At 30.5% G+C, this 13,444-nt stretch carries 9 protein-coding genes; all 9 read left to right on the forward strand.

Features of this window, described 5'->3' with window-relative positions; genetic code table 11:
* Positions 1 to 3 precede the first annotated feature (3 nt).
* Positions 4 to 1,041 carry a histidine kinase gene (locus tag WNY60_RS02015; protein WP_342861318.1) on the forward strand — a complete coding sequence of 346 codons (1,038 nt, stop codon included), beginning with the start codon at positions 4 to 6 and terminating at the stop codon, positions 1,039 to 1,041.
* Between the two features lie 3 nt (positions 1,042 to 1,044).
* Complete coding sequence (locus WNY60_RS02020; RefSeq protein ID WP_339807796.1) at positions 1,045 to 1,776, forward strand: LytTR family DNA-binding domain-containing protein; 732 nt, start codon at positions 1,045 to 1,047, stop codon at positions 1,774 to 1,776.
* 185 nt (positions 1,777 to 1,961) lie between these two features.
* Entirely contained in the window at positions 1,962 to 2,558 is a 597-nt protein-coding gene (locus WNY60_RS02025; RefSeq protein WP_342861319.1) for a DUF6515 family protein, read from the forward strand.
* A 176-nt stretch (positions 2,559 to 2,734) separates the two neighbouring features.
* Complete coding sequence (locus tag WNY60_RS02030; RefSeq protein ID WP_342861320.1) at positions 2,735 to 4,075, forward strand: DEAD/DEAH box helicase; 1,341 nt, start codon at positions 2,735 to 2,737, stop codon at positions 4,073 to 4,075.
* A 3-nt stretch (positions 4,076 to 4,078) separates the two neighbouring features.
* On the forward strand, positions 4,079 to 5,389 hold the full coding sequence (locus WNY60_RS02035; protein WP_342861321.1) for a DEAD/DEAH box helicase: 1,311 nt from the start codon (positions 4,079 to 4,081) through the stop codon (positions 5,387 to 5,389).
* Between the two features lie 195 nt (positions 5,390 to 5,584).
* Positions 5,585 to 6,505 carry a polysaccharide lyase family 7 protein gene (locus tag WNY60_RS02040; RefSeq protein WP_342861322.1) on the forward strand — a complete coding sequence of 307 codons (921 nt, stop codon included), beginning with the start codon at positions 5,585 to 5,587 and terminating at the stop codon, positions 6,503 to 6,505.
* 34 nt (positions 6,506 to 6,539) lie between these two features.
* A complete protein-coding gene (locus tag WNY60_RS02045; RefSeq protein WP_342861324.1) occupies positions 6,540 to 8,843 on the forward strand; it encodes a chondroitinase-B domain-containing protein in 2,304 nt (767 codons plus the stop codon).
* A gap of 1 nt (position 8,844) precedes the next feature.
* A complete protein-coding gene (locus tag WNY60_RS02050) occupies positions 8,845 to 11,130 on the forward strand; it encodes a heparinase II/III family protein (protein ID WP_342861325.1) in 2,286 nt (761 codons plus the stop codon).
* A gap of 6 nt (positions 11,131 to 11,136) precedes the next feature.
* Complete coding sequence (locus WNY60_RS02055) at positions 11,137 to 13,425, forward strand: alginate lyase family protein (protein ID WP_342861326.1); 2,289 nt, start codon at positions 11,137 to 11,139, stop codon at positions 13,423 to 13,425.
* The last annotated feature ends 19 nt before the right edge of the window (positions 13,426 to 13,444 follow it).

Raw genomic sequence — 13,444 nt, forward strand, 5'->3', positions numbered from 1 at the left:
CTCATGATTAAAAACAAAAACATAACATTATTATCACACATTCTAGTTTGGTTTGTACTGTTTAGTATGCCTTACTTATTGTCCTATGGTCAAGAGCAAGAAATCAATAGAGTAGTCATTCATTTTTGGATTCCCTTAGCGTTATCTGCAGTCTTATTTTATTTAAATTACTTTGTACTAATAGATAAATTTCTATTCACTAAAAAAACAATTTGGTTTATAGGTATTAACCTGATTTGCATAGTGTTATTTATTTATTTTAAAGAAACAGTTGAAGATACTTTTTTTAAGGATATAGCAAAAAAACGACCAAGTAGTAGTGATAGTTCTGGTCCACCATTTAAGATGTTTATTTACGTTCAGATGGTATCTTACATGGCACCTTTATTGTTTTCAATAGCAGTAAAAACCACAAAACGTTGGGTACAAACAGAAGCAGAACGTAAGGAAGCTGCTAATTTTAAATTACAGTCTGAATTACAACATTTACATTATCAATTGCAACCGCATTTCTTTTTCAACTCGTTGAATAATATTTATGCTATGGTAGATATTTCACCAGAACAAGCCAAAACATCAATACATAGTTTAAGCAAGTTAATGCGTTATATGCTATATGAAACAAGCGAAGAATCTATAGCTTTAACTAAGGAAATAGATTTTATGAAAAAGTATATTGAGCTTATGAAGCTTCGTGTGTCTGACAAAACAGTTGTTAACTATAGTTTTCCATCAGCGGAAACCGGAATTAAAATTGCACCTTTATTATTTATTTCATTAATTGAAAACGCTTTTAAACATGGCGTTTCGGCTAGTAAAGCAAGTACTATTGATATTAATCTGACTTTGGATAATCAAACGGTTTTATTTACTATAAAAAATCATAACTTTCCGAAGAAAACCGAAGATAAAAGTGGTTCAGGAATAGGACTTCCTAATATTAAAAAACGATTAGAATTGTTGTATCCTAGCAAAAACAGTTTTAAAACCTTTGTAAAAGACTCCCGTTTTTATGCACAATTAGAAATTGAAACCAATTAAATTATGAGCAACAATAAAATAACTTGTGTTATTGTAGACGATGAGCCTATGGCTTTAAATTTAGTAGAAAGTTATGTGGAAAAAACACCATTTTTAGATCTAAAACAAAAGTGTAGTAGTGCAATTGAAGCTATGGAGTTTATAAAAAACAATCCTGTAGACTTATTGTTTTTAGACATACAAATGCCAGATTTAACAGGTCTAGAATTTTCTAAAATGTTACCAAAAGATACGCGTGTTATTTTCACTACAGCTTTTGATCATTATGCTTTAGAAGGTTTTAAAGTAGAAGCTATAGATTATTTATTAAAACCTTTTGATTATGCTGAGTTCCTAGCTGCAGCCAATAAAGCAGCTACTTGGTTTGAGTTGGTAAAAGGGAAGAAGCAGTCTGTATTATCTGAAGAAAAAGAATTTTTATTTGTAAAATCGGAATACAAACAACTTCGCATAAAGCTAGCAGATGTTTTATATTTTGAAGGTTTAAAAGACTACATTAAAATCTGGTTAAAAGATAATCCTAAAGCAGTTTTAACGTTAATGAGTTTAAAGTCGTTAGAAGAAGAATTGCCAGAAACACAATTTATGCGTGTGCATCGCTCTTTTATAGTATCACTAAAAAATATAGATATAATAGAGCGCAGTCAAATTATAATTAACGACCAACGTATAACAGTTTCAGAGCAATATAAACCTAAGTTTTTAGAGTATATTAATAATAATTCTTTGCATTAATTTGTTAAGATTTTGTTTCTTCAAAATAATCTCATCTATAAAAATCTCAGTTTTGTAGATACATTCTAGCTAACGGTCTATTTTCATTTTTTAACAGAATTAATTCAAATACCTTTAAACTATTAATACTAAAAAACGTCTTAGTATTAATAGTAAAATAAAGTTGAATTTTAAATCTTTAAATTATGAAAAAATTTATAAAAGCATACATATTGCCAGCAGTATTACTGGTAGCATTTGCAACACAAACAGAAGCACAAACAAGAAGAACTACAAGTAATAAAAGAGTTACTACAACCACAACAACGACTACTAAGCGCACTGTTGCTGCGCGTGTGCCTAGCACTAAGGTCACTTATAAAACACCAAAACGTAAAGTGGTTTCGGTTAGAACTGTACCAAACAGAACGGTCGTAACATATAGAGGACAAAACTATTACTATGCTAACAATAAGTATTATACACAGTCTAGAGGTCGTTATATTGTAATAGCTCCAAAGGTTGGTTTCAGGATTAAAACCTTACCAGTAAATTATAAAAAAGTACGTTATAATAATCGTAATTATTACAATGCTTATGGTGTATTTTATACTCAAATAGGTAATGAATATGAAGTGGTAGATCCTGAAGTTGGTACTATTGTTTATGAGTTACCAGACGATTATGAAAAGGTTGTTATAAACGACGAGACATATTACGAATTCGCAAATATATTATACGAAAAAATACAAGTAGATGGTACCAGAGCTTATGAAGTGGTTGGTATTATAGAAATGGAATAAATGATTTTTTGATTTGGTTTGTTGATAGTGAGAAAAGGGGATAATTGAAAAATTATCCTCTTTTTTATTTATATAATTTATTAAATTAAATAACTGTTTAAAAGTGATTCTAAATCGCATGACATAAATCTATTAAACCAATAAAACTCTACTATATTTGTATAAAATTATATTTTATGTCACAACAATTTTTAAGTTTAGGTATTAATACAGCATTGCAAAGCACTTTAGCAGATTTGCAAATTACAAAACCAACAGATATTCAATCAAAAGTAATACCTGTAATACTAAACCAAACTGACGATATTGTTGCTATTGCAAAAACAGGAACAGGAAAAACTGCTGCTTTTGGATTACCAATATTACAATTAATAGATAGTAATAAAAGTCATATTCAAGCAGTTATTTTAGCTCCAACAAGAGAGTTGAGTCAGCAAATATTTAAAAATTTAGAAGCATTTAATTCCTCTAAATTAAGTGTGTCTATTGCTGGTGTTTTTGGTGGTATACCAATAAAACCACAGATCGAAGCACTTAAAAAAACCACTCATATTGTTGTAGCAACTCCTGGACGTTTAGCGGACTTAATAGAGCGTAACGCAATAAACATAAAAGAGATTTCATATTTTGTTTTAGATGAAGCAGATGAAATGGTTAGTGCACATAAAGAAGGTCTTGATGCTATAATTAAGGTTTTACCAAAAAGCAGAAGAACGTTATTGTTTACTGCAACTATGCCAGGAACAATAAAGCAATTGGTTCAAAACAGTTTGTCTAAAAAAGTGTTGACTATTGAAGCTGATATGGAAACCGTTGGTCACCAAGGTATAGATCATCAATATGTGGTGGTTGAGCCAATAGAGAAATTAAATGTGTTAATGCACTTTTTAAACGCCAATGATGGTCAGCGTGGCATTATTTTTTGTAAAACAAAAGCAGCAGTTAACAAGTTAGCTAAAAATCTAGCTATAAATAAATTTTCTTCTGGAGCTATACATGGTAGCTTAACGCAAGGGATTCGAGATCGTATTATGGGGCAGTTTAGAGAAGGTCACATTAATATACTTGTAGCAACAGATTTGGCTGCTCGTGGTATTGATGTAAAAGATTTAGCTTTTGTAGTTAATTATCATTTACCAGACACTTACGATGCTTATGTGCATAGAAGTGGTCGTACAGCCAGAGCAGGAGCAAATGGTCTTGCATTAAGTGTTATTCAAGAAGACGAGGTACAAGACATTCCGGAGTTTGAAGCAGAACTAGGTATTAATTTCAAACAATATCAAAAAGCTGATGCTAAAAGTATAGAAGAAAATAATGGATTACTTTGGGCTAAAAAAATCTTTAAAACTAAGGTAAACAGAGATATTCCAGAAGATTTTAAAGCAAAAGTAAAAACTATTTTTCATCATTTAACAAAAGAAGAATTAGTAGATAAAATATTATCTAATTACATAGCAGAAAATAATACCATTGTTGATAAACAAGAGGTTGTAAAGAAAAAAAAGAAAAAATAAACCATGAGTAGCTATTTAAAAGTACAGCAAGATATTTTAGATAAATTAAATATCAAGGCACTTAATCCAATGCAGGAAGAAGCTTTGTTATCTATTACAAATGCTGAAAACACAGTGTTATTATCGCCAACAGGAACTGGTAAAACACTAGCCTTTTTATTGCCTACCATTACTGCATTAAATACAGATTGTAAAAATGTACAATTACTAATATTAGTACCTTCAAGAGAATTAGCAATTCAAATAGAACAGGTTATTCGCACTATGGGAACCGGTATTAAAGCAAATGCTGTTTATGGAGGTAGGCATTTTAGTAAGGATAAAATCGACTTAGCACATACACCTGCGATTTTAATAGGTACTCCTGGTCGTGTGGCAGATCACTTAAGACGTGAAACCTTTGTAGTGGATGATATAAACACGTTTGTTTTAGACGAATTTGATAAGTCTTTAGAAGTAGGCTTTGAAAAGGAAATGAGTGAAATAATAGCTAGTTTGCCTCATATTAAAAAGAGGATTCTAACATCAGCAACTCAAGACATGGAAATTCCGCGTTTTGTAGGTCTTGAAAACGAATTGATTATTGATTATTCTGATACTAAAGTTTCAAATTTAGAAATCAAGCAAGTTTTGTCTCCAGATAAAAATAAGCTTCAAACGTTAGTCGATTTATTACATGATATAGGTAATAAACCAGGTATTATATTTTGTAATTATAAAGATACTATACAATTTGTAAGTGACTTTTTAACTAAAAATAATATTGGACATGGTTGCTTTCAAGGCGGAATGGAGCAAATTGATAGAGAACGAGCATTAATTAAATTTAGAAACGGTACACATCAAATTATAATCGCCACAGATCTTGCAGCACGTGGTTTAGATATTCCTGAATTAAATTACATTATTCACTATCAATTACCTTTAAAGGCAGAAGAGTTTACACATCGTAATGGTCGTACTGCACGTATGAATGCAGAAGGGACATCTTATGTTATACAATGGGAAGGAGAGCGCCTTCCGGATTTTATTAAATTTGATGATACAGTAACGCCAAAAGGTACGGTTAATACTTTAACAACAGATTGGGTTACACTATTTATTTCTGGAGGACGTAAAGATAAAATCTCTAAAGGAGATGTAGCAGGTGTGTTGTTTAAACAATGTAATCTAGATAAATCCGAAATTGGAATTATAGAACTTAAACAAGATTGTGTGTTTGTAGCTGTGCCAAAAACAAAAGCAACTATTATTATCGATACAATTAATAACACAAGATTAAAAAAGAAAAAGGTAAGAGTGTACACTATTTAATTATTACACTTAGTTTTAATCTATAATTATATATGATTTAACTTAAATTTATTACTACTTATTGTTTAATCAATTTAAAGGCTAATAATTAACAATTTATTAATAAAACCGTTAAAAATTTTAATATTAATATAAAACGTTTATATTTGGTAAACCAGTTTGGTAAACCAATTTCTAATTTTTTATATTTTTATAATGAAATTCGCTTTTTCTTCAACCGCATTTGTATTAAAAACAGCTTTGTTTTTAAGTTTATGGATGTCTTGTTCATCGGTTGATAATCCAGAGGATAACAATACGTCGACTACTATTGGTCAAATTCTGGATACTGAAAATAGCACACCCATAATAGACTTTACAAATTGGAAATTAACTTTACCAGTCGATTTAAATAATAATGGTTCTCCAGACGAGTTTCAACCAAATCAATTAGTAGGTTTTGGTTATCAAAATGAAACAGATATTCAACCATATTTATATGATGATACTTCAGACAATAGTTTAGTGTTTTATTCTATTCCTGATGTTTCAACCTCAAATAGTTCGTATTCCAGAACAGAACTAAGAGAATTAATCAATCCAAATAATGCTAAGCAAAATTGGTCTTTAAACGATGGAGGCGAAATGATTGGAAGATTGCAAGTGGTATCTATTTCAGAAGATGCAGATACTAGTGCAAATTTTCATAAGGTAATCGTAATGCAGATTCATGGTATAATTTCCGAAGAGGATATGGCTATTCATGGATTTTCTTCTAATAATGGACCTCCTTTAATTAAAATATATTGGAAAGATGGTTACATATGGTCACATAAAAAATCATTAATAGACCAAACAACTTGTGGTGATGCACTTCTAGAAACTTCAAGTGCTACATGGTTTGATATTAAACACAATTTAGGTTACGTTGGCTTTGAAGCTTTTGATTTTAGGATCTTAGCCTCAACTGGTAGAGTAGAAGTACAGTTAAATAATCAAGAACCACTTGTTTATACTGACGTAAGTTTAAATAAATGGCCTTTTCATAACTACTTTAAAGCTGGAAATTATTTAGGTACTACCAGCCCAAACGGTTTTGCGTACATTAAATATTTTAGTTTAAACGTGATACATTAAAAATTATAACAACAACAAATTAATCAATATATAGATGAAAAAAATAATAACATTTTTACTACTTACCATAGTATTAGTCTCCTGCGGAAACACAGAAATTTCTAATAATATTAAGGTGAATTCTATTGAAGAATTGCAAAATGCAATTAAGGATAGTAAAGCTGGAGATAACATTGTATTAGCAGATGGTATATATAAAGATGTTGAAATTGAATTTTATGGTAAAGGAACTTTAAATAAGCCAATCACGCTAAAAGCGGAAACTCCAGGAAAAGTAAGTATAGAAGGGATTTCAAACTTAAAAATTGGTGGAGACTATTTAGTAGTAGAAGGGCTACATTTTAAAAACGGTTATACGCCTTCAGAAAATGTTATTCAATTTAAAATTAATGATACTTTAATTGCTAACCATAGTATAGTAACTAATTGTGTAATTGATGCTTTTACACAACCAGATAGAGATGTTAGTGACCATTGGGTAGAATTTTGGGGAAGACATAATCAGTTAAGTAATAATTATATAACCGGAAAATCAAATTTTGGTCCAACCGTTATGGTAAGATTAGATGGTAACCAACATGTAAAAAACTACCATCAAATAATAAACAATCATTTTGGACCTAGACCAAGAAAAGGTGGTCCACATGGCGAAACTATGCAAATAGGAGACAGTGGTACATCTATGACACCATCACATACCAATGTAGAAAATAATTTATTTGAACGTTGTAATGGTGAAGTTGAAATTATCTCTAGTAAATCAAACAATAATACATTTAAAAATAATGTGTTTTTTGAAAGCGAAGGCTCTTTAGTTTTACGTCACGGAAACTATGCTACAATAGATGGAAACATTTTTATAGGTAATGATAATTCACAATTTATTGGTGGAATTAGAGTGATTAATACAGGACATTGGATTACAAATAATTATTTTTATAACCTTAAAGGTGAAACGTTTAGAGCGCCTTTAGCTATAATGAATGGAATTCCTAAATCGCCATTAAATCGTTATAATCAAGTTACAGATGTTGTTATTGCACATAATTCTTTTATAGACACAAAAACACCTTTTCACTTTAGTGTTGGGTCAAATGTTAGTCAAAGTGATGTGTTACCAAAATCCGAAATTCGATCTGCTAGACCAACTAGAACGGTAATTGCTAACAATGTTTTATACAATCAAACACCTTTTGATTTTCCAATTAAAAATTATGATAAGGTAGATGGTGTTTTATTTAAAAGTAATTACACTAATAGCGACAATAAAAGTGAAGTAAAACCTGAAGGTTTAATTACTACTAATATGGACGTTACAGCAGTGTCACCGCAATTAATGGTGCCAAAATTAGCAAATGGTAATGTGTATTCAGGTTTTGATTTTGAAACGATTGATACTGACCTATTCGGAAATAAAAGAACTGCAGACAATACTACTGTTGGAGCAATTATTAATACAGGAAACCACAAAGTATTATACGATAAATCTAATTACGGAACCAATTGGTATAATACAAATAAAGCAAAAACCGAAGCTAAAACGATTAAAGTTAGCACGTCAGTCCAATTGGTCGAAGCCTTAGCAAAAGCTAATTCTGGAGACACAATAAGCTTACAACCTGGAGCATATCTAGTTAATAAGGAATTACCAATTTCTAAATTAATTACATTAAAATCTACAGATAAAAATAATAAAGCAGAAATAAGTTTTACATCAAATATTACAGCTTTTTCAATGCAGCCAAAAGGTGTATTGCATATCGAAGACCTTATTTTAAAAGGAAACCAAAGCCAAGCAGCCTTTAAAACTTTAGACAAAAACATGAGTAGCGCTTATGGATTGTGGCTTAATAATACAGAAGTTAGTGAGTTTAACAGCGTATTAGAAGTGTCAAAAGGGTCTTTTGCAGATACCGTTTCGGTAGCTAATTCAATTATTAAAAATTGTAAGAGTGGGATTCAATTAAATAAAGAGACTAACGACAAAGGTGATTATAACAGTGAGTTTGTTTACGTAACGAATAATACTTTTAGTAATGTGGATGCTAATGTTTTAAATTATTATCGTGGTGGTTATGACGAGTCTACCATTGGTGGAAACTTAGTATTTAAGGATAATACGGTTACAAATTGTGGACAATCTGAGACTGAAAATATCTTGATTAAAAATAGAGGTATTGTTAATGTTGAATTTGCTAATAATACCTTTAAAAATAATCCAGTTAAGATTGTAGCTGTTCTTTGGGGAGAAAAAGATCAAAAGCCTGAAAATAATACTATTACCAATTCTGGTGAAATTAAAGTTGTGCAAAATTTGAAACTGAAATTAATGTATTAATATGAAAGTTTTTTGCTTCAATTTAATAATATGCCTAGGTTTTGTAAACTTTTTAGGTGCTCAAAATATTCCCTCTGACAAAGTACTACCTATTCCAGAGCTGAGTAATTATTTAACTGAGTCTGTAAAAAAACAGCTTATTGCAAATGGTGACCTATCAGAACAAAGATTGGCTGAGTATTTCAGAGAAAAATTTTCAGAGCGTTATTTTTATGATTGGAAGACAAATGAAGAACGATTTAAAGAGTATCAAACCATTTATCCCGAAGCGGAAGTTGGACATACAGAGCGTGCTTTAGATCATTTAGCAAAATTTGAAGCAAATGCACAATGGAAACTTCCTTTTAACTATCAAAATGGTCAGCCAGTAAATGCTTATGCTTTAAGGCATTTGGCTAGACAACATAAAATGATAGATATAGGATACTACTATTTTTATCAAAATAAAAACCAAAAATATTTAGATTATTTCACTCAGCAATTAGCATCATTAAATTTAGCATTAGCTAATAATCAATTTGAAACTATTCCTGATGGCAATGGTGTTTACGAAGCTTTTAGGTCAGGTTATCGTGTTATAAATTGGTTACAATTACATAGTTTATTTTTGGGTCAATCGGGTTATTCTGATCAAGAACAACTTGTAACAATAGCTACTTTTTTGCAACACGCTCAACATTTGTTTGAAAATAATCAAGAATTTGTATCTGGTAATCACCAAACTAGAGGTCTAACAGCTTTAGCAATGATTGCCATTATTTTAAAAGATTTTGAAGGTGCTGATCAATGGTATAATCATGCAATGACACTTTTAGGAGCGCATTTAGATAAAGAAATTAATAATGACGGTTTCCAGTTTGAGCGCACAGTGCATTACCACATTAGCGACATTGGAACTTATTATTATGTATACCAATTAGCTAAAAAAAGTAAACTACCTATAGATGCTGTTTGGGAAAGTAAACTAAAGTCCTTATTTACAACGCTTTCAAAAATTGCTTTTCCAGATAAATCAGCTCCTGTACTGTCAGATGATACAGATACACCTTGGGCAGAAACTAATGATATTTCTGGTGCCATGACTTTAGGGTATCTACTTTTTGAAAATCCTGAGATTGGTTATTTTGCAACAGATCAATTAAGTACTAAATTTTATTGGACAGCTAGTCAAACTCAGTTAGATAAACTTAAAAACAAGCAATCATCACCTCCCAAAGCCTTATCCTTAGATTTTCCAGATACTGGTTACTATATAATGAGGGAAGGTTGGGATAAACATGATAATATGATGGTTATTTCGGCAGGAGTAGACCCTATAAAACCAGACCATCAACATGGAGATGTACTTGGTGTTCAAGCTATGTCTAATGGTAAGGTAGTTTTGCCTAATTATCAAGTTAGGTATTCACTTTCAGACCTAGAATTGTTTAAAAACTCAATGACTAAAAATGTTGCTTTAGTGGATGATCAGTTACTAGGAAAGCAATATACAAGTAATAAAGGAGGTAGTGGTTTTGGCAAATTTAAAAAAATAGCGCAACCTAAAACACTTACATGGTTTAATAATGATGTAATGGATGTTTTTGTGGGTACTCACGATGGGTTTAATAACATTGGTGTTGATTATGTAAGACAAGTGATAGCTATAAAAAAAGAGTTTTGGATAGTAAAAGACAATTTTAAATCAGAAAGTAATTATACTTATAAACAAGTTTGGCAAGGACATTATACCAAAGAAAATGGACCAAATTTACTACGAGCGTCGTTTGATAACGGTTCAGGATTAGATATTTTACAATTAAATACTATAGATTCAGTAAAAACAGATGGAGCCAGAGGTAAACAATGGTCTGTCGTTTCTAAAAATAATCAAAACTCATTTAATTTTATAAGTGTCATTTTTCCTTTTAAAACCTATGATAAACGTATTGACGAAACAGAAGCAATACCTAATATTAATAATTGGAAATTAAATCAGTCTGACTGGAAAGCTAGTAATAATGATGCAGTCTCGTTGACTAAGGCAGAGGCTTCTTTATTATTTTCTGTGCAAACAATAACTAACAAACAGATATCTATTTCATTTTCTCAGACTTCGGATATTTATATTTTTAATAATGATGATACCATAACAATACAATTACTGTCTCAACCTTACAATGATTTATATATGCAAGTTTTGGTTGATGGTAAACCATTAAAGACTGTAAATAAAAAAGCTTATAAAACTGCTAAAATTCCTGTAAATGGAAATCAAGTGTATCAACTAGAAATTGCCTTAAATTAAATAACAATGACTAAACAAATAGCCTTATTCTTAAAAAGTACAGCACTAATGTTGGTATGTATTATGTTATCATGTAATAATAATGAGTCAACAATAATTCAAAAAAAGGTTGAAAAAGATAATTACAACGCTATCCAAAGCCATCCAAAATTAATTTTAACTGCTCAAGGCGTAAAAGATATAAGAGCCCAACTAGGTAACATTCCAATTTTTGATAAAACATTACAACTGGTTAAAGAAGAAGTTGATGCCGAAATTGCTTTGGGTATTGATACACCAATTCCAGTAGATTATTCTGGTGGATATACTCATGTAAAACATAAAAGTAACATGATTATTATGCAAAAAGCTGGTGTTTTATATCAAATTTTAGATGACCAGAAATATGCTAAATATGTAAAAGATATGTTGATGCAGTATGAAGCATTGTATAAAACATTACCATTACATCCAAAAACAAGGTCTTATGCTAGAGGTAAATTGTTTTGGCAATGTTTAAATGATTCTAATTGGTTAGTTTATGTAAGTCAAGCTTATGATTGTATTTATAATTATTTAACTAAAGAAGAACGCAATACGCTGGAAACCAATTTATTCAGACCATTTGCAGATCATATCTCTATAGACAGTCCACAATTTTATCAACGCGTACACAATCACAGTACCTGGGGAAATGCAGCTGTAGGAATGATTGGTTTAGTCATGGATGATCAAGAATTGATAGATCGTGCATTATACGGTATTAAAGATTTAAAATTAGACTCTAACAAAAAAGACGACGATGGTGGTTTTTTAAACAAAGATGGAAAAGCTGGTTTTTTAGCAAATATTGAAGAGCCTTTTTCACCAGATGGTTATTATAATGAAGGACCTTATTATCAGCGCTATGCTATGTATCCTTTTTTAATTTTTGCTGAAGGATTACATAACGTAAAACCAGAGTTAAAAATATTTGAATATAAAAATGGTGTTTTACTTAAGTCAATTAATGCACTATTAAATTTATCTGATGCAGATGGAGATTTTTTTCCTTTAAATGATGGTCAAAAAGGGATGTCATATTACACAAGTGCGTTAGTCACAGCAGTAGATATTTCGTACCATTTTGGAACACAAGATACTGGATTATTAAGTATCGCTAAAGCACAAGATCGTGTCTTATTAGACGACTCTGGATTAGCTGTAGCACTTGGTATTAAAAACAACAAAGCAACACCTTTTTCTAAAAAATCTATTAACCTATCTGATGGACCAGAAGGAACACAAGGTGGTGTTGCAGTTTTAAGAAACGAAACTGTAGAATTAGTATTTAAATATGCAGCGCAAGGATCAAGTCATGGGCATTATGATAAGTTATCCTATTCTTTATATGAAAATGGAGAAGAAGTTATACAAGATTATGGTTTAGCTAGATATGTAAACATTGAGCAAAAAGGAGGCGGAAATTACTTAAAAGAAAATAAAACTTGGGCAAAACAAACCATTGCACATAATACGATTACTCAAAATGAAACCTCTCACTTTGAAGCAAAATATGAAGTTGGTAGTCAGTATCATTCTGTTTTAAATTATTTTTCTTCAGATAATAAAAATGTACAAGTAGCAAGTGCAAAAGATAGTAATGCTTATCCAAATACAGAGTTTTTACGCACTATGGCAGTCATTAAAGACGAAGATTTTGAAAAACCATACGTATTAGATATTATGAAGGTGACTTCAAACAAGCCTAATAAATATGATTTCCCATATTATTTTTTAGGGCAATTAATTCAAACCAATTTTGATTATAAAACACCTAATGCACTAAATCCATTAGGTAGCAAGAATGGATATCAACATTTATTTGTTGAAGCTACAGCAAAAGCGACTAATGATAATAGTCAACTTTCATGGTTAAATAAAGGTAAGTTTTACACATTAACAACTTTGACAGAAGATAATGATGACTTGCTGTTTACTAGGATTGGAGCAAATGATCCAGAATTTAATTTAAGACGTGAGGCAGCATTTATGGTCAGACGTAAAAATGCTAAAAACACCATTTTTGTATCCACTATAGAAGCACATGGAAGTTACAGTCCAGTAACTGAGTCTGCTATCAATTCCAACAGTAATATAAAGCAATTAAACGTAGTCTTAAACTCGGAAGCCTATACAGCTATTCAAATTACTAATGTAAAGGGTGTTACTAAATTGTTTATAACAGCTAATACAAATGCTTTAGTAGATGCAAAACATAAAGTTACAATTAACGATAAGGATTACGAATGGTCAGGTTCTTATTATTTTAAATAAAATAATTAAATACAGATAA

The sequence above is a fragment of the Olleya sp. AS48 genome (genome assembly GCF_038900355.1).
GTDB lineage: Bacteria > Bacteroidota > Bacteroidia > Flavobacteriales > Flavobacteriaceae > Olleya.